Here is a 25106-nt window from a genome sequence, read left to right as displayed (position 1 = left end):
GCACCGGGTGATCGCGCCAATGTCGGATATTCATCATCTCGTGCAGATTCTGCTGCACTTTGACCAATACCTGATTCTGTTTTTGCAGGAATATGGAGCCTGGGTCTATGCCCTGTTGTTCCTGATTCTCTTTGCGGAGACTGGGCTGGTGATCATGCCGGTCCTACCGGGCGACTCCATGCTTTTTATCTGTGGTACTCTAGCCGGCGCAGGCATCATGAGCGCGCCCTGGCTGCTGGGTTTGCTGGTGGCTGCGGCGGTGCTGGGTGACGCGGTGAATTACTGGGTGGGCCGCCGCTGGGGTGTCCACCTTTTTGGCGGGCGCTTGCTCAATGTCCGGCACCTGGTTACGACCCAGCGCTTCTATGCGCGGCATGGCGGTAAGACGGTGATTATCGCCCGTTTTCTGCCGGTTATTCGTACCTTCGCGCCCTTTGTGGCAGGTATTGCCGTCATGCCGTACCGTCGCTTCTTTGGCTTCAATCTGACGGGCGCTTTCCTGTGGGTGGGGGGCTTGCTCGGCGCGGGCTATTTCCTCGGACGTTTTCCCTGGGTCAAAAGCCATCTGAATATGGTGATTGTCGCCATCATCGTGATTTCGCTGACTCCCGCTGCGCTGGCCTGGCTGCAACAGCGGTTGCAGCCTGCCGAACATCCTTCCCGCTAAGTCTGTGTCGCGCTATGCGCCGGGCAGCGCGCTGTACCAGCCAATCAAACAGCGCCTGCTGATGCGGGTCACCGGCGGCTGTATGTTCCGGGTGCCACTGGACGGCAAAGACATCTGGGTTGTCGGGCATATCCACGGCTTCAATGACGCCATCCTCGGCGATGGCGTTGATGCGTAGTGCGGGGGCCATATTCGCGATGGCCTGGTGGTGCCAGGAGGAGATCTCCAGGGTATCCCGCCGGGCGATTCTCCCGAGCAACGTGTCCGCCAAGACGATGACCTCATGCATGACGGGATTATGCTCGGCGTTGCGGTGGCAGATGCGGGTGCCGATGCTTTTGGGCAGGTCCTGGAGCAGGTCGCCGCCCAAGGCGACATTAATGATCTGCAGGCCGCGGCAGATGCCGAGCACCGGGATACGCCGGGCGATGGCCTCTCGCGCCAGCGCGATCTCAGAGGCGTCGCGGTCCGGATGTACGGCATGAATGCTGTCGTCACGCGGCGCACCGTAAAAATCGGGAGAGATGTCGCCGCCGCCGGTGAGCACCAGCGCGTCACAGCGCGACAGAATAAGTCGGGCTTCGGGACACTGGGGTGGAAAAAGGATGGGCAACCCACCCGCCTGACAGACGGCGGCGGCATACTGCGGGGCGAGCGAAAAGGCCTCTCCGTTGCGCTCATAGGCGCTCAGCGCGATGACGGGTGGCGCGGGGGGTTGGGAATCATCCACGACGCGGATTCCCGTCCAAAGTCAGGATGGGCGTGTACAGTTCAGGACGGCGATCACGGAAGAGTCCCCACTCCAGCCGCTGTGCCGCGAGGGCTTGCAGGTCGAGATCGGCATAGAGGATGGTCTCTTCCTGGTCGGCGTGGACAATGAGTGCGCCGGTGGCGTCGCTGATGAAGGAGCCGCCATAGAAGGTGATTTCGCTCTCCCGGCCGATTTCCCGTCCCACCCGGTTGGCAGCGACGACGGGGACGAGATTGGCGGCGGCATGGCCTTGCATGACCCGGGTCCAGTGCCCGCGACTGTTGATTTCGGGGGCCTGGGGCTCGGAGCCGATGGCGGTGGGGTAGAACAGTATTTCGGCGCCCTGCAAGGCCATCACCCGCGCGGCCTCCGGGAACCATTGGTCCCAGCAGACGGCGACGCCGAGGCGTCCATAGCGGCTGTCAAACACGCGGAACCCGGTGTCGCCGGGGCTGAAATAAAACTTTTCCTGATAGCCGGGACCGTCCGGGATATGGGCCTTGCGATAGAGCCCCAGATCGCTGCCATCGGCGTCAAAAACCACCAGACTGTTGAAGAAGGCATTATTGGCACGCTCAAAAAAGCTGACCGGGAGCACGACCTCGCGCTCCCGCGCCAGCTTTTGCATGGCGAGCAGGGCGGGGTGGCTCTCGCGGGGCTGCGCCAGGCTCAGGAAATCGGGATTCTGATCTTTGCAGAAGTACGGTGTGCTGAAAAGTTCCTGGAGGAGGATGATTTTGGCCCCAGCATCGGCTGCCACGGTCACCTGCTGCAGCGCCATGGCAATATTATCGGCCTCGTTTTTCCCCACGGCCATCTGAATGGCTGCCACTTTTACCCGCACCGGTCACCTCGTTCGTCATGGCCAATCAAACATCACTTCCGTCCTGTGGGATAAGTATAGAGGACCGCCTCATGGAGACAATAGGCTAAGTGACCACCCGCCAGTTCACGGCTGATGCCAAGTCAGTGGAACAGCGGGCTGAGCTGTCGTCACTGCCTTCTCCCCACCGCCGCACCAGCGGTAGGCATGAACGAAAGACGCCGAGGTGTTGCCGCAACGGTCGCCGCCGCCCGAACGGCAACCGCCACAACTTTTCCGGGTGCCCACAGCTACTTGCTCCGCCGCGCCGCGCCGCTGCCAGTACGCCAGCATATCCTCGGCTAGTCCAACAGAGAGCTTTAATTCCGCAGCTATCTGGCTGGCGCTGGCCATACCTTGTTTCTGCAGTATCTCCCGAACCGCGAACAACGGTTTCATACCGATGCCCTCCGGTTCAGAAATGGCTTTGATAACATGTCGCTGCGTTGTCCATAAAGTCGTAGCCCGATGACCAGCAAGGCAAAAGCGGCCAGTACGCCAGCGATCCACGCCGTAGAAGATCCCGGATGTTCGGCGAAGGTGCCCGTCTGGTAAATCACCGTGCTGGCGCCCCAGGCCAGGCCGGTGCCATAAAGCAGGGAGAAGATCATCCAGCGCCAGCCAACTTCGCGACGTAAGGCTCCCATGGTGCTGGCGCAGGGCACGTAGAGCAGCACAAAAACCAGATAAGTGAATGCCGAGAGGGTAGTGAAGCCCGCCGCAATCGCCTGAAGGGTAGCGCTTTCCGCCCCAGAGGCTTGTTCAGCGGAAAAGGTGGATTCCATGGCCGATAGCCCCAGCGGATCGTCCAGCGTGGTGATGAAAGTCACCGCATTAGCCGGGATGGTGTTCAACGCATCCCAGAGTTGCCCGGCAATGTCGGGATCGCGGTAGTCCGCCAGTAGGTCGGCAGCATTCTGCCGCTGATAAATGCCGTTAAGCGTGCCGATCACAATCTCCTTGGCGGCTGCCCCGGCAACGAGGCCGGAAATGGCGGGCCAATTGTCCTGATGAATGCCCATGGGTTCAAAAATAGGGACCAGCGCGCGGCTACCCTGGGCGAGCAGAGAGTGATTAATGTTGGTGCTGCGCAGACCGTGATCCGTCCAGCCGATGCCGGGAAGAATAAACAGCACCACGCCGATGACCGCAATCACCCGGCCCACCCGGAAGATGAACACTTTCAGGCGCTGCCAGCTCTGTAAGAACACGCTGCGGAAACTCGGCAGACGATAGGGCGGCAGTTCCATGACGAAGGGCAGGACCTCTCCACGCATGGCGGTTTTGCCAAGTAGCCACGCCGTCAGCAAGGCGACGATGATCCCTAACACATAGAGGGCAAAAACCACCTGTCCGCCATTATTGCGAAAGAAGACTACCGCAAAGGCCATATAAATGGTCAGGCGTGCGGAGCAGGACATGAAGGGCTGCATCAGTACGGTCAGGATGCGTCCGCGCGGGTCCTCGATGATGCGCGAACCCATGATGGCGGGCACATTGCAGCCGAAGCCGATGACCATGGGGACGAGGGCGCTGCCAGGTAAGCCAAGGCGGCGCATCAGGCGATCCATGGCATAGGCGGCACGGGCCATGTAGCCCGAGTCATCGAGAAAGGCGAGAAAGAGAAAGGTCAGGCCGATGGGGGGAATGAAGGAAATCACCAGATTCAGTCCGCCCCCAACGCCCCCTGCGGCGACAGAGATCAGCCAGGTGGGCAATCCCGTCTCCAGCAGTACATGACCCACTCCGTGTATCAGGATTGCAGCGGAGGCTTGATCGAAGAAGTCTAAAAAGACATTGCCGCCGCTGAAGCTGACGACGAAGACCAGATAGAGCATCAGCAAAAAGACGGGAACGCCGAGCCAGTCATTGAGGACTACCCGATCCAGCAGGTCGGTGACCCGCTGGCGCATTCCGGCATTTCCGTTCCGACGCAGTGCCATGGCGGCCATTTCCTGTGCCCAGCCAAAGCGCCGATCCATGATCAGATCGGCGGGGATTTCAGTGCTGCCATCCTCCACCTCTGCGATGATTTGCTGCAGGGCGTATTGCATCCCGGGGTCGGCCGGTTCGGCACTACCTTCGAGCAGGCGCAAGGCTTCGAAGCGCCGGCGCGCGGGGTTGCCGCCGGGTAGCAGGATGGTCAGGACGTTTAAGGCCCGTTCTATCAGTAGGCCATAGGCGGGCGGAGTGCCGTGAGGTGCTTGCTTAAGTGTCTGGGTCAAACTGCCCAGCAGCTCGCTGCGTCCCCTGCCCTTGCGGGCGATCATGGGTACTACCGGCAAACCTAACGCTGCCGAGAGTTCAGTCGTATGCACTTCCAGTCCCTGGGCTTCAGCTTCATCAACCATGTTCATTACCAGAACCATGGGGCGACCTATTTCCAGCAGCTCAGCAGTCAGGGCCAGATGTCGCGCAAGATTGGAGGCATCGACGATATTGACGATCAGATCGACCTGCCCGTCGAGCAGGAAGTCGCGCGCCACGGTTTGATCCTCGCCGCCGCCTCCCAATAGACTGTACACGCCGGGCAGGTCCACTACGGAGACCTTGCGCCCGGCTAGGCTCAGGTTGCCGCTGCGTCGCTCCACGGTAACGCCTGGCCAGTTGCCTATATGCTGATGGGCACCGGTCAGCAGGTTGAACAGGGTGGTTTTACCGCAGTTCGGATTGCCGGCCAGGGCAATGACCGGTAGTCCTGCTGTAAATTGAATTTTCTGATTTTCTTCGTGACATGTGCTCATGTCGGCTCTCCTGTATTCCGGGAATCGGTCCCCGGCAACTCCACCTCAATATGCTGGATGATGCCCCAGCCCAGCGCAACGCGCGCTCCACCCACCTGCAATACCGCACCGCGCTTGCTCGGACCATGGACCACGCTGATGTCGATGCCTCGGCGGATGCCGAGCATGCTCATGCGTTGCTGTATGCTTCTGCCACCGCCGACATCGCGTACCCTGGCGCTGTCGCCCAGGTTAAGGTCTCCTACGGACAGGGATGGATTCACTGGATCCGCCCTCCGCATTCAGAAAAATTCGACGTGCAAACGCAACATACCGACCGTCGCATCAGGAAAATAGCCGTTGGGATGCTGTATGTATTGCAGGTCGGGCTGCAGGCTGAGGTGCTCAGTGAGCTTCGCGACGTAGGTGAGTTCGTAAGTCGTCTCGGCATTGCCGATGGCGGTAGTGTCCACGTCAAGGCTCTTTGCCACGGGACCTGGACGCAGCCATGCGCGCGCCATACCGATGGACAGACTGTCATCTGGGCGAACGGCGAACGGCTGACCCAGGCGCAGGCCCAGTCCCAGATACCAGGGGACGGGATTGATGTCCTGCGGTGCGCCGCCCATCTGGACAAAGGTCCCCAGCCGACGTTCTCCGGGCAGGCTCCAGTTCCCTTCGGCGACGACATAGACGCCCGAGGTCGTGGGGGACATCCCGTAATGGTCCGGGTTGGACGGCCGGTAGTGCCAGACACCTGCTTTGAGGATGTACTGACCATCGTTGTCGCTGCTGTCCCCAAGATCGTCTTCCTCCCTCTTGCCCCAGTGCAGGTCTCCTTCCCACAAGGCCATGTAGCCGCGATGAAAGGCTGAGGTCTGGTGCTGAGGGTCGCCCTGAAATAGTGCGACCTTGCTACTCAGGTGTTCGCCATGGGTATCCACCAGAAACCCTAGTCCTGAGTAAGGATAGGTGGCGGTACCAGGGACATTGACGGTCATGGTCGGCGTCATGCCAAAGGAACTGTTGATGAGTTGCAAGGCATTGGCAGTGACGTCAAAGTAATAATTCACGTCCATGTAACCGACGCGGGTGTTGAGCCAGTCTGTCCAGCTTTGGCGGAAGGCGGCATCGTAAAAACGGATCGCATTGGGCGCCCAGATATTACTGGCCGTCTGGATGTCGCCGCTATAATTTTGCTGGACCCCGCTGCTGTAAATCCCGATGAGGGAAAGCGTGAATTTCCCGCCCTTCCAGAGGCCCGCTTTTTCCATGTCGTACTTCAGACCAAACTGCCCGACGATGTTTCCCTCGCTGCCCTGTTTAATCCCGCCCAATAGGTTGGTCGATAGCTCGCTGTCCACATGTCCGGCCCACGAGACGCCCTCTGTCATATGGCTGTAAGCGGCCAGATATTTGGGAGAAATGCCGGAGATGTTCGGAATTGGTCCTTCACCGGAGGACGCAGGACCATCCACTGCCCAGGCATCGAAGATGGATCCGAGGACGCTGGCGCAGGAGAGGAGAACCACGGTAGTGGGGCGGGAAAGCAGAGGCATGAAGCACCATATAAATAGAAACGAGAACTATTCTCAATAATATATAAACGGATGTGCCTGTCAATAGGTTTTCACTCCCGCCATTGACCGATATAAAAATGTTAAATTACAAACGACTACTGACTTTAAGTCGCTGTGGCGTGGGGCGATTCGGATGCGGACGTGACTGCGGTCCTCATCGCAGTTCCGGTCGATGAGATTGTAAAGACAGAAATCTCTATCCAGAGTTGCGCACAGGAATGGCCAAGAGAAAATGGTCTAAAAAATTGACCATTTTCATGTTTCTGATGCTAATCAGGAAAGGTGGAATGCAGAGGTATGGGTATCATGTCATAAGGTAATGCTGATAGAATCGCGCGAAGTATTGCGTTAGTTGCGGCCACTACAGGAAAGCACCATGAGCATGCATCTCACCTTTCGCCAGTTACAGGTGTTTACCGCCGTGGCGAAGCATCAGAGCTTTACCCGCGCGGCGCAGTCACTTCATCTCAGCCAACCCGCCGTATCTATGCAGGTCCGGCAGATGGAAGATCAAGTCGGACTGCCACTCTTTGAACAACTGGGGCGCCGGATTTATCTCACTGAAGCGGGGCGGGAAATGGCGCGCTACAGTGCCGCCATCACCCAGCAGTTGGATGAGGCGGTACAAGTGATTAATGACCTCAAGGGGCTGGCGGGGGGGCATATTCACATCAGCGTGGCGACCACCGGGGCATATATCGCACCTTATCTGCTGGCGGCTTTCAGTAAACTGCACCCGCAGGTGACGGTCAGTATGGATGTCACCAATCGAGAGACCTTGCTGCATCAGCTGGCGGAGAACGAAGTGGATGTGGCTATCATGGGGCGGCCACCAGCGGATTTGTCGCTGGAGGCTACGGCCTTTCTGGAAAACCCGTTGGTGATCATCGCTGCGCCTGATCATCCCTTAACTCAGGCCAGGGCGATTACTTTGGAGGCGGTGGCGGCTTATCCCTTCATTCTGCGAGAGTCGGGTTCGGGGACGCGGATCGCCGTGGAACAATTTTTCGAAAGGGCTGGTGTTGTGCTACATGCGAGCATCGAAGTGAGCAGCCACGAAGCCATCAAACATGCGGTGCGCGCCGGTATGGGGCTGGGCATCGCTTCTCTGCATACGGTGCGGGAAGAGTTGCTGGCGGGACATCTGGCGGTGCTGGATGTGCAAGGCTTGCCTATCGAACGCCACTGGTATCTGGTGCACCGTCAGGGTAAGCGCCTCTCGGCGGCTACTCAGGCCTTCCGGGATTTTTTGCTGGATCAGGAAGCGGCACGCCTGTTACCCGGGTAGGGAGCAGTTATTTGGTCAAGGCGATAAACAGTGCCGGCAGCTTTTCCGGCAGTTTGGCAATGTGGTCGATGACGGTGTACTGACGGCCGAAGATGTCGGCGACATAGGCGTCGGCATGGGGATCGAGGCTGATACAGTAAGTGAAGATGCCGTCGCGATCGAGCTCGTTGACCGCCTGACGGGCATCTTCGATCAGGAGACGATTATCCTGCACGTCGACGTCAGAGGGCTGGCCATCGGTGAGCACCAGCATCAGTTTCTTGTCGGCCTTGCGTGCCGCTAGATAGTGTCCCGCGTGGCGCATGGCGGCACCCATCCGGGTCGAATAACCGGCTTGGAGGGCCGCCAGGCGGCCCTTGACGGTGTCTCCCCAGAGCTCGGAGAAACCCTTGATGTGCTGATAGCGCACTTCATGGCGGGTGTTGGAGTTGAAACCGGCAATGGCCAGCGGATCGCCCAGCTGTTCGATGGACCAGGCGAGCAGCGACACCGCTTCCTGCGACAGTTGCAACACCGTCTGGCCGTCACCGCCGCCGGTTTTGACGGGTTCATTCAGCGATTCGGACAAATCCAGCAGCAGGGTCACGGCGATATCGCGACCGGCCGTGCGATGGTTCATGTTGATGCGCGGGTCAGGGGTGCGGCCGCTCCTGAAGTCCATCCAGGAGCGCAAAGCGACGTCCAGATCCAGTTCGCTGCCTTCTTCCTGATAGCGGATGCGCACCTTGTCCTGGGGCTTGAGCAGATCGAGCAGGCGTTTGAGGTGCTTGGCCAGCGCCGCATGCTTGAGGAGCAGTTGATCAATGGTCGCTGCCGCCGCCGAGGCGTGCAGCCCTTCATAGAGGCTAACCCAGTCGGGCCGGTAGCTCTGGCTCTGATAATCCCATTCGGGATAGTGGCGCGGCGGCAGGCCTTGGGTTTCCAGATTGGGCGCCTTGCGCCGCTCCGTGTCTAAGGCTTCCTCCTCATCCCCTGCCTCGATGAACCGCCATAACCCGCGGTTGTCGTCGCGGTAGCTGATCTCGGTATCGGCGAAATGCACTTTGGCGAACTGATCGCTCTGGCGGCGCGTGGTGGTGACATATTCCAGCGCCAGCCGGGCCATGGCCGGCGTGTCGGCATTGCCGCCCGCGAGTTCCCCGTGAAAGCGGCCGACAAAGTCATGGAGCACGGGATTACGGTAGCCGTGTTCCGGGTCGAGCAGCGCCCGCGACAGCATCGCCAGGCGATGGCGCAGGCAGGAGGTCGTCTCCGGATCGCAGGCATCTTCACCGGGTTTGGGGTGCAGCGCGAGGAATAGCGTGCGCAGGCCGGGATAGGCCCGGATGAGCAGGGTGTCGATGCGGGCGTCCTCAAAAAACTCCACCGCCAGGCGCTGGAACGGGCTCCAGTTATCGGCTATCTGCGGCGTTGACCAGCGCTGGTGGCCGACCATATGCGCCAGGATCGCGCGGTAGTGGTCCAGCGCGCTGGCACCTGGCAGGTCATCGAGCACGTCCGGCAGCCGCATGCCGAGCGCGTCGTAGTAAGGCTGCGGTTTGCGCAGCGTATCGAAGGTCGTGGAATAGGGTACCAATACTTCGCTGTCCTGCCAGAGTCCGCGCAGGTACAGGCCGAGCTTGTGTTCGACAGCCACCAGCAGGGTGCCGTGACGCTCACGCTGCAGCACCGCCCGGCTGTCGGCGGATTGCAGCGAGAAGAAGTCTTTCTGACGTTCGGGGTGGTGGAGGTAATTGCGCACGCCATAGTGGACCCAGTTGCGCAGGCCATCCACCGTCAACCACTGTAGCAAGGCGGGTGCCTGGCGCAGCAGGTCGGGCAAACCGGGACTGGGGTGGGTCTGGTGATAGCCGTGGATGGAGCCGGTGGTACGCTCCATCATGTCGCGCAGCACGTCCAGGTAATGCCCCAATTGCTCGCGGCTCTGCACGGCGCGGCTGACCGGCGCCAGGGTTTGCAGAAATCCGCCAATGGCGTTGCCGTTGGGTGAGCGCTGCATGTGCTGCACCATCTGCATGACCATTTCCAGCGTACCGTCGCCCAGCGCAGCGCCAATATCCGGCCACTCTTCGAGGAAAATCAGGACCGGTTCTTCACCCCGTCCGAGTTTGCAGAGGGTGCGCGCCGCGTCAACATAAGCGCTCATGCCCGCCGGGCTGAGGCGGGCGCTGGCCTGGGCGATACAGTCGGGGAACACCTCGCCGACCCGGGGGAAGCGACAGTCGAGTTGCTCCCGGTAGGCCGCCAGGCGGGACGGCAGGGAGGCGTCGCGCGGATGATCCGTCATGGAGGTCAATGCCGCGCTTCAGGCGAAAGTCATGTCGATGGCGTGTTCCAGCGTCGCGCGGATGTCGGCATCATCGGTGATCGGCTGCACCAATGCCATGCGGCAGGCTGCGCGTGGCGCCACCCCATCGTCCATCAGCATGGCCGCATAGACCAGCAGCCGGGTGGAGATGCCCTCGTCCAGACCATGACCCTTGAGACGCCGGGCGGTGGCGGCCACGGTGACCAACTGGGCGGCTATGGCCGGTGCCACGCCGGTTTCCTGCACCAGAATCCCGGTTTCCAGGTCGGCGTTGGGATAGTCAAATTCGAAGCCGGTAAAGCGCTGCTTGGTGGATTGCTTGAGATCCTTCATCAGCGACTGATAGCCGGGGTTGTAGGAAATTACCAGTTGAAAGTCGGGATGCGCACGGATCAGTTCGCCTTTCTTGTCCAGGGGCAGGGTGCGGCGATGGTCGGTGAGCGGGTGGATCACCACGGTGGTGTCCTGACGGGCCTCGACAATTTCGTCCAGATAGCAGATAGCGCCGTAGCGTGCCGCCACTGTCAGCGGGCCGTCCTGCCAGCGGGTACCGTCCTTGTCGAGCAGCCAGCGGCCGACCAGATCGGCGGCGGTCATGTCCTCGTTACAGGCTACGGTGACCAGCGGCTTGCCGAGGCGCCAGGCCATGAATTCGACAAAGCGGGACTTGCCGCAACCCGTCGGTCCCTTGACCATTACCGGCAGACGCCTGCGATAAGCGGCTTCAAACAGGGCCACTTCGTTATGCTGAGGCTGGTAAAACGGCTCCTTGCCTACCAGATATTGGTTCAGGATGGAGGAATCTGTTGCAGTCATGCGGTGCTCCGTGTGCGGTTTGCCGCCGGAGGCGGCGAAACAGGGAATGGGTCGGTCTGAAAGCGGGCTGCGGGCGGCCGCTTTCAACAAAATCGCCCCCGGATGGGGGCGCTTTCACCGGGTTGACCGGAACCGGTTTGAGTCAGCGGCTTACCGGTGTACGCCCAGCTTTTCGCGCCAGCCCGGGTAAAGCTTGTCGGCATCGCCCGGGAAGGATTCGAAGGCCCGTGCGAATTCCTTGTGCTCCCTGGCGTACTCAATGGGATCAGCACCCGCCTTCCAGCACTCGTAAGCCTGACGCAGGGAGACCGCGCCGGCCGCCGGGCTGTCGATGTGGCCGTAGGAGCCACCGCCTGCCGTGTTGATCACGTTGCCGTGGCCCAGGTTCTCGAAGAAGCCGGGCAGACGCAGGGCATTCATGCCGCCGGAGATGATGGGTGTGGTGGGTTTCATGCCATACCATTCCTGATGATAGACGGGACCGTCACAACTGTCGCGCTCAATCATGTAGGCGATGTTGCGGTCATCCGCACCGCCTTCCATCTTGCCGTAGCCCATGGTGCCCACATGAATACCGGACGCACCCTGCAGGCGGGACATCTTGGCCAGCACGAAGGCGGTGTAGCCGCGCTTGGCGCTGGGCGAGGTGATCATGCCGTGACCGGCGCGGTGATAGTGCAGGTACTGGCCGGCATACTGGCGGCGTGCCGTGGTGATCATGCCCGGGCCACCGACGAAGCCATCTACCAGAAAGGCCAGCTTGTCGGCGTCGGGACCGAAGGTTTCCAGGGCGAAGTCGGCGCGGGCGCACATTTCGTAATGGTCGTCGGCGGTGATGTTCATGGAGAACAGTTTGGCCTCACCCGTTTCGTCCATGGCACGTTTCATGGCGTCATACACCAGCGGGATGGTCTTTTTCACCGGGGCGAAGACCTGGTTGCCCTGGGGCTCGTCATTCTTGATGAAGTCGCCACCGAGCCAGAACTGATAGGCCGCTGCGGCAAAGGGTTCGGGGCGCAGGCCCAGCTTGGGTTTGATGATGGTGCCGGCAATATAACCGCCGTCCTTGACCGGGCGGCCGAGGATGCGCCACAGATCAGAGATATCCTTGGCCGGGCCGTCGAACAACTGAATGGCGCGCGGGGGCATGAAGAAGTCGATCATCTGGCCGTGCTCGATGTCGCCCATGCCCTGGTTGTTGCCGATGACCAGGGTCAGAAAGGAGACAATCATCATGCGGCCATCGGTGACGTTGCGGTCGAATAACTCCAGTGGATAGGCGATGCGCATATCCTCGGTGGCTTCGTCGATATGATAAACCAGCGCGTCCACGCCCTTGGTGAAGTCGTCGGTGGTCGACACCTCGACGTTGGTGCCGGTGGACGATTCCGCAGCAAAGTGGGCGGCAGCCTCCAGATAACCGTGGCCCGCCTTGGGCTTCATTTTGTAGGCCACCAGAATGTGTTTGCCACCGGCGATAAGTTCTTCCTCTTTTAAAGAAAGATCGGCATAACGATTAGATTGATCCATGGTTGCTCCTTATATGCATGTTGATGGGAAAGATTAATTTTGTTGCTAACTTCACATTATTTATTCTGATTAACAGACATTACGACCAATATATTTTATTATGGTAATATACCACTAAAAATAGTAGTAATATACTAATGAAAATCTTATATTACAGATAAGTAAAACTTTATGATCTATTTCTGCCAGTGCTCTATCCACCTGTGGACAGCCTTTGAGCGTCAAGACAATATCCTGCATCAGTTCTCTTCTCTGTCCGTTCCCCGGACGCCTGCAACAGCCCGTGCAGTAGAGCGTCAGGGTTTGGCGGGCAGCCCGGTATTTGCAGATCCACCGGCAACACGACTGCGAGGCCATCCATGACCGCATAACTGCCCCGGAATACACCGCCGCAACAGGCGCAGTCGCCGATGGCGATGACCCGCCGCGGTTCGGGCATGGCGTTGTGGCAGTCTTGTAAAGCCGCAACCATATGGCGGGTCACCGGCCCGCTCACCGTTAGCACATCGGCGTGGCGTGGGGACGCGGTAAAGCGAAAACCGGCCTGCTCCAGTCCATAGTGCGGACCGTTCAGGGCATTGAGCTCCAGTTCGCAGCCATTACAGGAGCCCGCATCCACATGGCGAATGCTGAGACTGTGGTGGAAGCAGGAGGGGCTGGCGGATGCGGGGTCCCGTTCCGTCCGCTGCGGTTTTTCCCCGGCTATTCCCAACCGCAGGACCTCGCGCAGTATCCGATACATCATCGTCTCCTTTCGGGAATCGCCCGGGCGCTGTGCTCAAAGATCATGGCCGCTGTAACTCAGGTTGAAGGATTTGTTAATGAGCGGAAAATCCGCGACGATATCGCGCAGGACCGCCTCTTCCAGAGCCGGCCAAAGGGTCCACGAGGGGTCCTGAGGGCGGCAGTGGCGAATATTTCCCTGCTCCATGCGCAGCCAGAAGAATATCTCACCCCGCCAACCCTCCACCCAACCGACGCCTTCACCCGCGGCATGCCGGAGGTCCAGCGGGCGGTATACGTCACCGACGGGCAGTTTCTGGAGGATCTCCTCCTGTAAGCGTAGCGATTCGGAAATCTCCTGAAAGCGCACGGCCATGCGTGCCGCGACATCGCCTTCTGTGGCAATGGCCATCCGTACCTGGAGCTGGTCATAGGGAGTGTGGGGGAACTGCACCCGCAAATCCCAGGCCTGGCCGCTGGCACGGCCGGCAACCCCCATGAGTCCCAGATGCGCGGCCCGCTCTGGCGAAATTATGCCCAGTTGCACCACGCGGTCGCGCAGTCCACCGTGCTCGGCGAGGATCCCCTGTAGACGCCAGACGGCGGTTTTGATTGCCTGCCCCGCACTGTGGAGGGCCGCGATGGCCGTCGCAGTGAGATCAAAGGCCGCACCACCGGGCAAAATCCTGTCCATGAGATAGCGATGTCCGAAATAGCGCCGATTCTCCCGCAGCAAGTCCTCTTTGAGGGCCTGAAACTGGGTCAGGGCGAAGGCCAGTCCGGCGTCGTTACCGAGGGCGCCAATGTCACCGAGGTGATTGGCCAAACGCTCCCGTTCAAGGCAGAGGGCGCGCAGCCATTGGGCGCGTTCTGGCGCCTGTGCGTTGGCGATCTGTTCCACCGCCTGGGCATAACCCCAGGCATAAGCCACCGTGTTGTCGCCGCTGATCCGTCCGGCCAGTCGTGCACCTGCGTCTATGTCCAGGCCTTGGAAGAGGCGTTCCACCCCTTTGTGTGTATAGCCGAAGCGTTCCTCCAGGCGCAGGATTTCTTCTCCCAGGACTTGGAAGCGGAAATGCCCCGGTTCGATGATACCGGCATGTATGGGGCCGACCGGAATTTCGTGGGTGTCCAGGCTGGCCGCAGGCACGAAGGCATAGTCTCCGTCTCCGGCGGTACCGAGGTTTTCAGTGCGAAAATCCGCGCGCAGGGGAAATTGATTCGCAGGCCAGGCGGCATGCCGCAGCCAGGGGCGGGTATCGTTCGTCCCTGTCGTGCGGACGCCCAGCAGGTCGTAAAGGGTGCGTTCCATGCGCAGGGCAGCCGGAAAGATAGCGGCCAGACTCGGACAGACCGCAGTGGCAGGGTCCACGATCATTTCCGTATGCACGATGCCTGTCTCGGCGAGAAATGCCGCATGGACGAGATAAACGGATTCTTTGGCGCGAAAGTCCTCGCCCCAGAGTGCCAGCAGGCGACCCCCTTGCATACGGATATTGCGGGCGGCAAGCGGCCAATACTCTTTGCAGAGGCGACCGGACCACACCGGTAACGTCGTGCCCCATTGCTTAAAATCAGTCAGTACGCGCAGTGCGGGGTTGGGCATGATGGCGTCCTTATCCGTGGAGGAGCAGGGCGGCATGCTGCATCCACTGGACCAGTATCCAGGGGATGAACACCCCGAGCACGATGACGAGGCCCATTTGGATGAAGACCGGTATGATGCCGGCGACGGGCTGGCGGGCGATGCCTTCTGGAGCAGGCCCGAAGACCATGCCCTGCAGACGCGGAAAAATCCCGGCGAAGGCTACGCCCAATCCCAGCAGGAGCAAGGGCGTGAGCCAGGGCTGGGCCTGCAACGTGCTGGTGATAATAAGAAATTCACTCAGAAAGAGGCCGCTGGGTGGCATCCCGAGGATGAAGAGCACCGCCAGCATGAGCGCCCAACCCAGGAAGGGGCTGAATTCCAACAGGCCGCGGATGCGCTGGATCTCCCGGCTGCCGGCACTTTGTACCGCTTGTCCGACCGAGAAAAACACGGAGGATTTGGTCAGGCTGTGGCTGATCATGTGCAGTAGGCCCGCAAAACTCGCCAGTGGTGCGCCGATCCCGAAGGCGAAGGTGGCCAGTCCCATATGCTCGATGGAGGAGTAGGCGAAAAGCCGCTTCACATCCCGCTGCCGTAGCATGGAAAAGGCCGCCACCAGCAGGGAGAGCAGACCGAAGCCCATCAGCAGTCGACCGGCGAAGTCCGGACCCAGGGCACCATCCACCAGCACCTTGGCGCGCAGCACGGCGTAGAGGGCCACATTGAGCAATAGTCCGGAAAGTACTGCCGAAACCGAGCTGGGGCCGCTGGCATGGGCATCCGGTAACCAGTTATTGAGCGGGGTCAGGCCGATTTTTGTCCCGTAGCCCACCAGCATGAAGATGAAAGCGATGGCCATGACCTGCGGCTCCAACTGATGACGCACCGCTGCCAGATGGGTCCACAGCAATGCGTCTGCACCGTGCCCCATGATTTTCTGGGCGGCGAAATACAGCAGGATCGTGCCGAATAGCGCCATCGCCAGACCGACGCCACAGAGGATGAAATATTTCCAGGCCGCCTCCAGGCCCTCGGCGGTGCGGAAGAGACTCACCAGCAGGACCGTGGACAGGGTGGCGCCTTCCATGGCCACCCAGAGGATGCCCATATTGTTGGTCAACAGGGCCAGCAGCATGGTGGCGAGAAAGGTCTGGAACATGGCGTGATAAAGGCGGACACGTCGGCGAGAGAGCGACCAGTGCACAATTTCGTGCAGCATGTAGTTGCGGGAGAACCATGCCGTACTGAGCCCCACCAGACCATCCACCAGTACCAGCACGATACTGAGATCATCCACCATGAATTGTCCGCCGCCCGCGGTAAATGCGCCGTCCCGCAGCACCTGTATAGCTAGGGCGGCGATGGCCATCAGGGTCAGCGTGTTGAGGCCGATGAACAGCGCTGCGCCCCGGCGTCCGTCGCCCCAGAGGGCGAGCAGGGGGATGCCCATCGCCGCGCACATCAGAACCAGCAGAATCAGCATTATTCCTCCCGGATATGTTCCAGATGCTGGAGATCCATGCTGTCGAAGGTCTCCCGTATCTGAAAAAAGAACACGCCGAGAATAACGAAACCGATCAGGGCATCCAGGGCTACGCCCAGTTCCACAATCATCGGCATACCCAGGGTGGCGCTGGTGGCGGCGAAGAAGAGGCCATTATCGATAGCCAGAAAACCCACGACTTGAGAAATAGCCTTGCGCCGCGTGATCATCATCAGAAAAGCGAGCAGTACGGCGGCAAGGGCAATGCCGACCATGCCGCGGGTCACTGTGCCGGTCAGGGCGGTGATGGGGGCGGCGAGGAAGAAGGCGAAGATGACCAGTGCGATGCCGGCGAGTAGGGTCAGGGGGATGTTGAGTATTGCCTCCACATCGCCATGCACCTGCAGTCGCCGTAGCAGACGATGCAGGACCGTCGGGATTAGAATGGCCTTCAGGCACAGGGTCAGCGCTGCGGAAAACCATAATTCCGTCTGCCCGGTCAACAGCGCCACCAGCGCGGTGTCAGTCGCCAGGACCGCTCCTTGCCAGGCGAGAAGGTGGATCAGGGTGAGGAGCCGCCGTTGCGCCAGCATGGCGAAAGCCAGCAGCAGGAGGAGGGCGGCGAGGAGCCTCAGCAGGGGGATGCCCCAGGCGAGCCCCTGTGTGGTGATCATCATGTCATGCCCCCAGCATGAAGAAAGTCAGAAGCCCGATGACCCCGAGCAGAAAGGCAATTGCCATGAATTCCGGGGCGCGGAAAAGGCGCAACTTCGCGAGCAAGGTTTCGACCAGCGCCAGGATAACGGCGGCGCCCGCGAATTTCAGCAGCAGGACTGGCGGGGTTACGGGCAGTGTCGCGACTTCTGCGGCGGGCACGATACCCCAGGGCAGAAACAGCGCAATACCGATGGCTACATAGAGCGTCAGCTTGATCTGCGCCCCCCACTCCATGAGCGCGAGGTGCCGTCCCGAGTACTCCAGGAGCATGGCTTCGTGGATCATGGTCAGCTCCAGGTGGGTGGCGGGATTGTCCACGGGAATCCGTGCGTTTTCTGCCAGAAGCACGAAAAAAAAGGCGGCGGCGGCGAAAACCATGCTGGGGTGCAGGGCGAAGCGCAGTTGCTCCAGATGGGCGACGATCACGCTCAGCGAAGTGGACCGGGAGAGCAGGGACGCCGTAAAGAGCGTGGCCAGCAGGGCGGGTTCCGCAAGTCCTGCGATCAGCATTTCCCGATGGGCACCCAAGGTGGCGAAGGGCGTCCCCGTATCCATGGCCGCCAGTACCTGAAAAACCCGCGCCAGGGCGAACAAACCCACCAGGGCGATGACATCGGCAGCCGGTGCCAGGGGTAGGCCGGTGGCGAGAATGGGGATGATCCCGGCCGCCAGACAGAACGCCCCGAAAATCCCGTAAGGCGCAAAGCGGAAGAGCCAGGATGTTCCCTCTGCCTGCAGAGATTCTTTATGGAACAGGCGATACAGATCGCGGTAACTCTGCCAGCAGCCAGCCGGTCGCCGGTTCTGCAGGATCGCCCGCAATGCCCGCAGCAGGCCAGCAAAGAGCGGCGCCAGAAACGCCACCAGCAGCACCTGCGCCAGTTCTAGCAGTATTGCGGTCATCGCCAGATCGCCAGCAGGATCAGCAGGGTCAGGAAACTGTAAAGAAGATACAGGGTGATGCGACCCTGCTGTAGGCGCAGCACCTGAGCCGAGAGCCAGAGGACGATGCGGTTCAGGGGTTGATAGATGCCGCGGTACACCGGTTCGCCGATCCATACCCGCCAGCGACCGACATCGTCTGCCTGCCGCTCCGCCTGATACAGTGGGGCGAAGATGCGCAGTAGAGGTTGCACAAAGCCCAGTGGGCTATCCTGCATGGCCGGCGTCCGGACGGGAAAACCGCAGGCCCAGGCTGGTACGCGCCGCAAGGGCCGGCCAAAGAGGCTCCAGATCAGGAGAAAACCCAGACCCAGGGCGGTCGCCATGCCGAGGAAGAAAATCACCGGACTATAACTGGCGCGTTGTGCGGAGACCGGGGTCAGCCATAGCCCTTGCTGGATGGCGACGCCCTGGCCGAGCATCTCCAGCAACACCGGATGCAGCAGATTCAGCAGAACACCCGGAAAGAGTCCGAGAAAAATACAGGCGAGACTGAGCAGGGCCATGGCCGACCGTTCCCAGCGTCCGGCCTCGTGGACATACCAGGTGCCACGCGGTTGACCGAGAAAGGCGATGGCGTAAAACTTGACCATGGCATAGGCCGCCAGAGCGACCGCCAGCACCACGCCAGCGGCCGCCAACGATAATACCGCACTGAGGGTGCTTTGCGGCAGTGCGGGGGATAGCAGAAAGGCTTGCAGGAGCAGCCATTCAGAGACGAAGCCGTTGAGGGGTGGCAGCCCCGCGATGGCGAGGGTGCCTAGGAGCATGAAAAATGCGGTCTGCGGCATCTGCCGGATCAGGCCGCCCAGTCGATCCATGGCCACACTGCCCGCCCGGTGCAGCACACTGCCGCTGCCGAGAAAAAGCAGGCCCTTGAAGAAAGCATGGTTCAGGGCGTGATACAGGGCGGCGGCCAAAGACAGGGCCGCCAGGGCATCGAGCCCGTGCGCGCAGAAGATCAGGGCGAGGCCGAAAGCCACCATGATCAGGCCCATATTTTCTATGGAGGAATAGGCCAGCAGGCGCTTCATGTCGGTCTGGACGGCGGCGAAAAGCACAGCGAAGAGGGCCGTCGTGAGCCCTACCACCAACACAAAGGGACCCCACCACAGGGCCAGTCTGCCGAGGAAGAAAAAATCCACCCGCAACATGCCATAGAAGGCCATCTGCAGCATTGCCCCGCTCATCAGCGCGGAGACTGGGGCGGGTGCCGCGGGATGGGCATCCGGCAACCAGATATGCAGGGGGAGCAGGCCCGCCTTGGCGCTGAATCCGAAAAAGGTCAGGAGAAAGGCGGCCGATGCCCAGAACGGGTCGAGGGGGGCGTGCAGCATGGCACTAAAAGGCCCGCCCTGGGCTATGGCCGCCCCGGCGAGAAGGACGAAGCCCAGCAAAATGGCCAGCGCCCCGAGGTGGGCGATGAGCAGATAGAGGAAACCGGCAAGGCGGCTGCCAGCCTCTTCATGCTTCGTCACCACCAGGAAATACGAGGCCAGCGCCATGATTTCCCAGGCGACCAGAAAAGTGAAGGCATTGGCCGCCAGTAGAACCAGCCCCATGCCCAGCAGAAAAGTGTGGTACTGGAGCATGAGCCGACGCAGTGCCGGCCCTGGCAGGACGCGGAAATAGCCGGTGGCAAACAGAGTCACCGCGAAGACCAGCAACCCTAGCAGGATCAGGAAAAATCCCGAGAGGGGATCAATCTGGAAAGACCAGGGCAGAGCGGGGAGGGGGCCGCGCAGTTGCAAGTCGTCCGGGGTGGTCGTCAGCGCGGTGAATCCGGCAATGGTCAGCAGTAGGGCGACCACGCTGCTCAGCGGAAAGACCAGCCGACAGGCGAGGGCCGGCCAGTCGCCCAGCAGAAAGCCCAGTAGCCCCAGACCCAGCCAGAGCAGTAATGCCCCGGTGGCCAGATCCAGGGGCAGGCAGGAGATCACTGGGCTACCACCACCAGCAGGGTCGTTGCGGAGTGACCGCGGTTGTGCCAGTTGTGGGGCAGACGTGGGTCATAGTAAATGGCGTCGCCCTCCCCCAGCTCCGTGGTCACCCCGGATTGTTCAAAGGCGGCTGTCCCGTGGATGACAATGGTGAATTCTTCTCCCTCGGCACTGGCATAGGGATGCTCCCCACACTCCCCGCCGGGTTCGAGCACCATCAGCAGCGGTTGCATTTTCTTTTGCGGCAGGCCGCGGGCCAGCGGTTCCAGTGAGGCGTGGGAACCGGCACTGTAAAACTTGCGCCGGTCACCGTTGCGCATGATCAACGGTAAACCCGCCGTTTCTCCATCATCGAAAATCGCGACGATGGGGATCTGCAGCGCCGCGCAGATTTTTTCCAGCGTGGCGATGGAGGGGGAGTTCTGCCCGGCCTCGATCTGCGAGAGGGCACTGGGTGAAATCTCGGCACGCGCTGCCAACCCGCGCACGGACCAGCCTTTATCCTCGCGAAGTTGCCGAATTTTTTTGCAGACCTGTTCCATGGGCGGAGAGTGTACGTTAAAACACGCGCCATGTAATCTATTTTGAACGGATGTTCCGCTATACGTTAAAGGGTGATTTATTGCCTAAATAATTGAAGGGGGCGAACGGCCGCGTTGAGTTCCGCCATGGTGAAGAACTGGCGATGCTGCAGCCGGGCCAATATCCTGCGCTCTGCGCTCTGCGATTTGCGCTCTCACTGCCGCTGAATGTGTCAACTTGATTTGGGCAGCACCCATGAGGTATCGCGCAAGGTCGATACAGTTTGATGATTTATTGGGGCCTTAAGCGTGTACTGCCCAATTTCTATCGCCTGCCAATGACTGATTTCAGGTACGGTGTCCGATAGTTTGCGCATGACACCACCCAGTACCGCCGCCAGCGCTTTGCGGGCAAAAAGCGCTGGCGCGTTCGATCAACCCTTTCAGAAGCCGATCAGACGTTGAACAAAAAGTTCAACACATCCCCATCCTGCACCACGTATTCCTTCCCTTCCGCACGCATCTTGCCCGCTTCCTTGGCCCCGTGTTCGCCCTTGTACTGAATGAAATCGTCATAGGCGATGGTCTGGGCGCGGATGAAACCGCGTTCAAAATCACTGTGGATCACTCCCGCCGCCTGTGGCGCCGTGGCCCCCACCGGGATGGTCCAGGCGCGGACCTCTTTGACGCCAGCGGTGAAGTAAGTCTGCAGACCCAGTAAACGGTAAGCGGCGCGGATGATGCGGTTGAGACCGGGCTCTTCCAGCCCCAAATCCTGCAGGAAAGCACTTTGCTCTTCCGGTTCCAGTTCCGCCAGTTCTGCTTCTATGGCGGCGCAGACAGGCACTACACTCGCATGCCGTTCAGTCGCCCAAGCTTCCAGGGGCGCGCGCCAGGGACCGTCCTGTAGTTCGTTCTCAGCGACATTGGCAATGACCATGAGGGGCTTCATGGTCAGCAGGCAGAGGCTGCGCAGATGCTCCCGCTCCTCGCTGTTCAGGTGCAGGCTGGCGGCCGGCTTGCCTTCATTGAGGTGGGGCAGGAGGCGGGCCATGGCAGCGACTTCGGCCACCGCGTCCTTGTTGCCGCCCTTGGCCTGTCGCGCCACCCGCGCCTGGGCCTTCTCCACGGTGCTGAGGTCAGCCAGAATCAGCTCCGTCAGCACCACCTCCAGATCCGCCACCGGGTTTACGTGGCCACTCACGTGGACGACGTTGGGGTCCTCAAAGCAGCGGGTGACCAAGGCAATGGCGTCCGTCTCGCGGATATGGGCGAGAAACTGATTGCCCAGACCCTCACCCTGCGCCGCACCGGCCACCAGCCCGGCGATGTCCACGAACTCCATGGTGGCGTGCTGTACTTTCTGTGGTTTGACGATCTCTGACAGGGCCTCAAGACGGGGATCCGGCACGGCAACCAAGCCAACATTCGGCTCAATCGTGCAGAAGGGATAGTTCTCCGCCGCGATACCCGCCCTGGTGATGGCGTTGAAAAGGGTGGATTTGCCGACATTGGGTAAGCCGACGATGCCGCAGGCCAAAGCCATAAGAAACTCCTAATCGCTGTGCAGGGTTTTTTGTGCCGCATCCGTGCGGCCGCTGAGAAAATCGGGGAGTACGCCGAGACTGCGCTCAATCGCCTCGTCAATCAGGGCCTTATCTGCTGCCGTTGGAGCGCCAAGCACATAACCGATGACCGCATCTTTGTGCCCTGGATGGCCGATACCGATGCGTAACCGCCAGTAATCGCGGGTACCCAGCGTACGTTCGAGGTCGCGTAAGCCATTGTGTCCGCCATGACCACCACCGCGTTTCAGCCGCGCCGTGCCAGGAGGCAGGTCCAGCTCGTCATGAATTACCAAAATCCGCTCTACGGGCACTTTATAAAAGGCCGCCATGGCCTGTACCGGGCCACCGCTGCGGTTCATGAAATCCTGAGGCATACACAGCCCCAGTTCCAGTCCGGAAGCTCGTGTCGTAGCGGCTAGGCAATGCCAGCGCTTCTCCATACGCAAAGACGCCCCGACCCGATCCGCAAGGGTCTGGAGCGTCCAAAAACCGGCATTATGGCGGGTCCGGACGTATTCCGCGCCGGGGTTACCGAGGCCCGCCAACAACCAGTCCATAAGGCCTCAGACGGTGGTCTCCGAGGCCTCTTCCGCCTCGGCGCCGGTACGCGGATTGTGGATGGAGACCACTTCCTTGTCGTCCTCATGCAGCAAAGGCACCAGGGTCACGCCGACAGGCACACTGATCTGCGACAAATGCAGACTTTCGCCCGTGTGCAGTCCGGCGATGTCCACTTCGATGGCTTCTGGTAGGCGATCCACTGGAGCTTCCACTTCTACGTCCATCAGGGCGCGATGTAGAACACCGCCTGCCTTGAGGCCGGCACAGGTACTTTCGTTCAGGAAGTGGACTGGCACATGCAAACGCACCTGTTCTCCAGCATGAACGCGCAAAAAGTCCATGTGCAGCACTTCTTCTTTGTAGGGATGCATTTGTATGTCGCGGATGAGCGCCGTCTCGTTGCCGTGGGGGAACTGCAGCGTAATAACGTGGGTGTATGCGCGCTCGTCGGGCAGCAGTTTGCGTAGCAGGCGGGCTTCAATACTAAGACCTATCGAGGCCTTGCCATCACCATAAAGTACAGCGGGCACCATGCCGGTACGGCGCAGGCGACGGCTGGCACGGCGGCCGTTATCTTCACGCGGTTGTGCTGCAATTGCAAAATCTGTCATTTTTTGGACTCCTTATGGTTTAGTGAAATGAGCGGGGCGAGGGTTGACAGAACCTTTCTCCCCAATAGCAAGGCGCGCATCATAATGCGCTGTAGCTTTTTCGGCAACCTTTTCTGGTGTTTTTTCATCGGGCTGTAAATAGGCTTTGATCACCGCACGGGCCACTGGCAAGGCTTGCCAGGCGTTGTGCCCGCCATATTCCACCACTACGGCGACGGCGATTTTGGGATGATCTACTGGTGCCCAGCCAATAAAAAGGGAGTCGTTGTTATAGATGGTGTGGCCATTTTTGTAACCCACCGGTACTTGCGCCGTCCCCGTTTTTCCGGCAACGGTAATGCCGGGAATACTGACGGTATGGCAGGTGCCGATTGCGACACAGGCCTCCATACCCTTATGGACGGCATGCATGGCCTCTGCCGAAATGTGCAGATTAACGGGCGGCGCATTGGGAATGGTTGCTATCTGGCCGGTGTTCGGGTTAATGAAGGCTTTGGCGACCTGAGGCTGAATCAGATAACCGCCGTTGGCGAGGGCGGAGACCGCGCGAGCCAACTGCAATGGCGTTTCCAGCAAATAACCCTGACCGATTCCGAGAATGACGGAGTCTCCCGTATACCAAGGTGCATGCAGATGCCTACGCTTCCAGGCGGGAGTCGGCACCAGACCACTGGCCCCGCCCGGCAGGTCGATGGGGGGTTTTCTGCCGAAGCCAAATCGCCATAGGGTTTTGTCCTGCAGAGCGATGCCCATCTTCACTGCGAGCTTGTAGTAAAAGACATCCACCGACCAGGCCAGGGCCTTGGTTATGCCCGTATTGCCAAAACCTGCCCGGTTCCAGTCCCAGTAGGTATGACCGCCGAGTTGGTAGTTACCTGCACAAAATGTATGGAAATCAGGCGTAATCACGCCTTCCTGCACGGCCTGAATGGAGTAGAACGGCTTGGCGCAGGACCCTGGTGGATAGAGGCCATTATCAGCGCGGTTCATCAACGGACGTCCAGGGTTATCGAGCAGACTCTGCCAGTGCGCTGTGCTGATGCCATCCACAAACCAGTTGGCATTAAAGCTGGGGCTGGTGACCATAGCCAGTACGGCGCCATTGTTAGGGTTCAAAGCGACGACGGCGCCGCGATACCCTTTGCCCTGGAAGGCCCTTGCCCCCGCCTGCTGCACGCGCACGCGCAAGTGCGTGAGCAGATTGTCTCCGGGGTGTGCGGGGATGTCGCGCAGGGTGCCCACCTGTAGGCCGCGTGCGTTGATATCCTTGATCTGATAACCCATGGTGCCGCGTAGCTGGCGTTCGTAATAGCGCTCCAGACCATTCTTGCCAATATAGTTGCGACCAACATAATTGCTGGCGTGAAAATCCTTCAGATCGGTGGCAGTAATAGGGCCGACATAGCCGACGACGTGAGAAAAAAGTGCGTCGTAGGGATAGTGGCGATGGAGCATGGCGACAACCCGTACGCCGGGCAGATCCAGCGCGCGCACGGCAATAGCGGCGATCTGTGTAGATGTCAGATTGGTCTTGAGGACCACCGGATCGAAATCCGGCTTTCCCAGACGCCGGTCCTGAAATTGGCGCATATCGTCTGCATTTAGCCCGAGCATTTGCTGTAGATACCGCAACGTCTCCCGCAAATGGGGCGTTTGGTCGGGAGTGATTTCCACGGCATAGGTGGGCTGGTTTTCCGCCAACACCTCACCATGATCGGCAAGCACCAGACCGCGGGGTGGGGCGACGGGGACGAGTGCCGCATGATTATCATAAGCCAAGGTGCGGAACTTGGAAAAATGCAGCACCTCCAGATCCACGACCCGTAATACGACGACCAGAATCGCCAGCAGCATCAGGCCAGTCGCTATACCGAGCCGGAAGCGAAAGTCGCGATTACGTTTGGCTGGGTCAGAAAGAGGCATGATC

Annotated in this window: 22 protein-coding genes; 2 read left to right on the top strand and 20 right to left on the bottom strand. The window is 60.2% G+C overall.

Features of this window, described 5'->3' with window-relative positions:
• Window positions 1–19: 19 nt before the first annotated feature.
• Window positions 20–667: a VTT domain-containing protein gene (locus tag M0P56_RS04785; protein WP_291508905.1), complete on the top strand. Its 648-nt coding sequence runs from the start codon at window positions 20–22 to the stop codon at window positions 665–667.
• On the opposite strand, the gene M0P56_RS04780 is transcribed toward M0P56_RS04785, so the two are convergent.
• From M0P56_RS04780 to M0P56_RS04755, 6 genes are all read right to left on the bottom strand, one after another.
• Entirely contained in the window at window positions 588–1397 is an 810-nt protein-coding gene (locus M0P56_RS04780; RefSeq protein ID WP_291508904.1) for a gamma-glutamyl-gamma-aminobutyrate hydrolase family protein, read from the bottom strand. The genes M0P56_RS04785 and M0P56_RS04780 overlap by 80 nt on opposite strands.
• On the bottom strand, window positions 1390–2250 hold the full coding sequence (gene aguB, locus M0P56_RS04775) for an N-carbamoylputrescine amidase (RefSeq protein ID WP_291508903.1): 861 nt from the start codon (window positions 2248–2250) through the stop codon (window positions 1390–1392). The genes M0P56_RS04780 and aguB overlap by 8 nt, the downstream gene beginning before the upstream one ends.
• Before the next feature lie 117 nt (window positions 2251–2367).
• Window positions 2368–2679, bottom strand: coding sequence for a FeoC-like transcriptional regulator (locus M0P56_RS04770; protein ID WP_291508902.1), 312 nt, complete (start codon window positions 2677–2679; stop codon window positions 2368–2370).
• Window positions 2676–5024, bottom strand: a complete 2349-nt coding sequence (gene feoB, locus M0P56_RS04765; protein WP_291508901.1) for a Fe(2+) transporter permease subunit FeoB — start codon at window positions 5022–5024, stop codon at window positions 2676–2678. Before feoB ends, M0P56_RS04770 begins: the two co-directional genes overlap by 4 nt.
• Entirely contained in the window at window positions 5021–5287 is a 267-nt protein-coding gene (locus M0P56_RS04760) for a FeoA family protein (RefSeq protein WP_291508900.1), read from the bottom strand. The genes feoB and M0P56_RS04760 overlap by 4 nt, the downstream gene beginning before the upstream one ends.
• Before the next feature lie 18 nt (window positions 5288–5305).
• Complete coding sequence (locus M0P56_RS04755; RefSeq protein ID WP_291508899.1) at window positions 5306–6562, bottom strand: carbohydrate porin; 1257 nt, start codon at window positions 6560–6562, stop codon at window positions 5306–5308.
• Window positions 6563–6959: 397 nt separating this feature from the next.
• Here M0P56_RS04755 and M0P56_RS04750 point away from each other — a divergent pair, with 397 nt between their 5' ends.
• Window positions 6960–7871, top strand: coding sequence for a LysR family transcriptional regulator (locus M0P56_RS04750; RefSeq protein WP_291508898.1), 912 nt, complete (start codon window positions 6960–6962; stop codon window positions 7869–7871).
• Between the two features lie 7 nt (window positions 7872–7878).
• Here the strand turns inward: M0P56_RS04750 and M0P56_RS04745 are convergent, their stop codons facing one another.
• The 14 genes from M0P56_RS04745 to mrdA all read right to left on the bottom strand — a co-directional run bounded on the left by M0P56_RS04745 (window position 7879) and on the right by mrdA (window position 25102).
• Window positions 7879–10068 carry a VWA domain-containing protein gene (locus M0P56_RS04745; protein ID WP_291508897.1) on the bottom strand — a complete coding sequence of 730 codons (2190 nt, stop codon included), beginning with the start codon at window positions 10066–10068 and terminating at the stop codon, window positions 7879–7881.
• Window positions 10069–10176: 108 nt separating this feature from the next.
• Window positions 10177–10995 (bottom strand): CbbQ/NirQ/NorQ/GpvN family protein, encoded by an 819-nt coding sequence (locus M0P56_RS04740; protein ID WP_291508896.1) that lies wholly within the window; start codon window positions 10993–10995, stop codon window positions 10177–10179.
• 150 nt (window positions 10996–11145) lie between these two features.
• Window positions 11146–12525, bottom strand: coding sequence for a ribulose-bisphosphate carboxylase (locus M0P56_RS04735; RefSeq protein WP_291508895.1), 1380 nt, complete (start codon window positions 12523–12525; stop codon window positions 11146–11148).
• Between the two features lie 193 nt (window positions 12526–12718).
• Window positions 12719–13270, bottom strand: coding sequence for an NADH-quinone oxidoreductase subunit B family protein (locus tag M0P56_RS04730; protein ID WP_291508894.1), 552 nt, complete (start codon window positions 13268–13270; stop codon window positions 12719–12721).
• A gap of 33 nt (window positions 13271–13303) precedes the next feature.
• Entirely contained in the window at window positions 13304–14854 is a 1551-nt protein-coding gene (locus M0P56_RS04725) for an NADH-quinone oxidoreductase subunit C (protein ID WP_291508893.1), read from the bottom strand.
• A 10-nt stretch (window positions 14855–14864) separates the two neighbouring features.
• Window positions 14865–16319 carry a hydrogenase 4 subunit F gene (locus tag M0P56_RS04720; protein ID WP_291508892.1) on the bottom strand — a complete coding sequence of 485 codons (1455 nt, stop codon included), beginning with the start codon at window positions 16317–16319 and terminating at the stop codon, window positions 14865–14867.
• Window positions 16319–16996 (bottom strand): formate hydrogenlyase, encoded by a 678-nt coding sequence (locus M0P56_RS04715; protein ID WP_291508891.1) that lies wholly within the window; start codon window positions 16994–16996, stop codon window positions 16319–16321. Before M0P56_RS04715 ends, M0P56_RS04720 begins: the two co-directional genes overlap by 1 nt.
• A 1-nt stretch (window position 16997) precedes the next feature.
• On the bottom strand, window positions 16998–17939 hold the full coding sequence (locus M0P56_RS04710; RefSeq protein WP_291508890.1) for an NADH-quinone oxidoreductase subunit H: 942 nt from the start codon (window positions 17937–17939) through the stop codon (window positions 16998–17000).
• Window positions 17936–19918, bottom strand: coding sequence for a hydrogenase 4 subunit B (gene hyfB / locus M0P56_RS04705; protein WP_291508889.1), 1983 nt, complete (start codon window positions 19916–19918; stop codon window positions 17936–17938). Before hyfB ends, M0P56_RS04710 begins: the two co-directional genes overlap by 4 nt.
• On the bottom strand, window positions 19915–20460 hold the full coding sequence (locus M0P56_RS04700; protein WP_291508888.1) for a helix-turn-helix domain-containing protein: 546 nt from the start codon (window positions 20458–20460) through the stop codon (window positions 19915–19917). The genes hyfB and M0P56_RS04700 overlap by 4 nt, the downstream gene beginning before the upstream one ends.
• A 433-nt stretch (window positions 20461–20893) precedes the next feature.
• Window positions 20894–21985: a redox-regulated ATPase YchF gene (gene ychF / locus M0P56_RS04695; RefSeq protein WP_291508887.1), complete on the bottom strand. Its 1092-nt coding sequence runs from the start codon at window positions 21983–21985 to the stop codon at window positions 20894–20896.
• Window positions 21986–21994: 9 nt separating this feature from the next.
• Window positions 21995–22564: an aminoacyl-tRNA hydrolase gene (gene pth / locus M0P56_RS04690; RefSeq protein ID WP_291508886.1), complete on the bottom strand. Its 570-nt coding sequence runs from the start codon at window positions 22562–22564 to the stop codon at window positions 21995–21997.
• A gap of 6 nt (window positions 22565–22570) precedes the next feature.
• Complete coding sequence (locus tag M0P56_RS04685) at window positions 22571–23179, bottom strand: 50S ribosomal protein L25/general stress protein Ctc (protein ID WP_291508885.1); 609 nt, start codon at window positions 23177–23179, stop codon at window positions 22571–22573.
• Between the two features lie 12 nt (window positions 23180–23191).
• Window positions 23192–25102, bottom strand: coding sequence for a penicillin-binding protein 2 (gene mrdA, locus M0P56_RS04680; protein ID WP_291508884.1), 1911 nt, complete (start codon window positions 25100–25102; stop codon window positions 23192–23194).
• Window positions 25103–25106 lie beyond the last annotated feature (4 nt).

This window comes from Acidithiobacillus sp. (assembly GCF_023229925.1).
GTDB lineage: Bacteria > Pseudomonadota > Gammaproteobacteria > Acidithiobacillales > Acidithiobacillaceae > Acidithiobacillus.
The sequence above is the reverse complement of the archived record's forward strand: the minus strand, read 5'-3'. Positions and strand labels throughout refer to the sequence as shown.

Excerpts from the sequence above, each read along its gene's own strand:
- M0P56_RS04785 (WP_291508905.1), top strand. The coding sequence starts at position 20 with ATGTCGGATATTCATCATCTCGTGCAGATTCTGCTGCACTTTGACCAA.
- ychF (WP_291508887.1), bottom strand. The coding sequence starts at position 21,985 with ATGGCTTTGGCCTGCGGCATCGTCGGCTTACCCAATGTCGGCAAATCC.
- mrdA (WP_291508884.1), bottom strand. The coding sequence starts at position 25,102 with ATGCCTCTTTCTGACCCAGCCAAACGTAATCGCGACTTTCGCTTCCGG.
- M0P56_RS04720 (WP_291508892.1), bottom strand. The coding sequence starts at position 16,319 with ATGCTGATTCTGCTGGTTCTGATGTGCGCGGCGATGGGCATCCCCCTG.
- M0P56_RS04740 (WP_291508896.1), bottom strand. The coding sequence starts at position 10,995 with ATGACTGCAACAGATTCCTCCATCCTGAACCAATATCTGGTAGGCAAG.
- M0P56_RS04700 (WP_291508888.1), bottom strand. The coding sequence starts at position 20,460 with ATGGAACAGGTCTGCAAAAAAATTCGGCAACTTCGCGAGGATAAAGGC.
- M0P56_RS04770 (WP_291508902.1), bottom strand. The coding sequence starts at position 2,679 with ATGAAACCGTTGTTCGCGGTTCGGGAGATACTGCAGAAACAAGGTATG.
- M0P56_RS04735 (WP_291508895.1), bottom strand. The coding sequence starts at position 12,525 with ATGGATCAATCTAATCGTTATGCCGATCTTTCTTTAAAAGAGGAAGAA.
- M0P56_RS04715 (WP_291508891.1), bottom strand. The coding sequence starts at position 16,996 with ATGATGATCACCACACAGGGGCTCGCCTGGGGCATCCCCCTGCTGAGG.
- M0P56_RS04750 (WP_291508898.1), top strand. The coding sequence starts at position 6,960 with ATGAGCATGCATCTCACCTTTCGCCAGTTACAGGTGTTTACCGCCGTG.
- M0P56_RS04685 (WP_291508885.1), bottom strand. The coding sequence starts at position 23,179 with ATGACAGATTTTGCAATTGCAGCACAACCGCGTGAAGATAACGGCCGC.
- pth (WP_291508886.1), bottom strand. The coding sequence starts at position 22,564 with ATGGACTGGTTGTTGGCGGGCCTCGGTAACCCCGGCGCGGAATACGTC.
- M0P56_RS04730 (WP_291508894.1), bottom strand. The coding sequence starts at position 13,270 with ATGATGTATCGGATACTGCGCGAGGTCCTGCGGTTGGGAATAGCCGGG.
- feoB (WP_291508901.1), bottom strand. The coding sequence starts at position 5,024 with ATGAGCACATGTCACGAAGAAAATCAGAAAATTCAATTTACAGCAGGA.
- M0P56_RS04725 (WP_291508893.1), bottom strand. The coding sequence starts at position 14,854 with ATGCCCAACCCCGCACTGCGCGTACTGACTGATTTTAAGCAATGGGGC.
- M0P56_RS04755 (WP_291508899.1), bottom strand. The coding sequence starts at position 6,562 with ATGCCTCTGCTTTCCCGCCCCACTACCGTGGTTCTCCTCTCCTGCGCC.
- M0P56_RS04710 (WP_291508890.1), bottom strand. The coding sequence starts at position 17,939 with ATGACCGCAATACTGCTAGAACTGGCGCAGGTGCTGCTGGTGGCGTTT.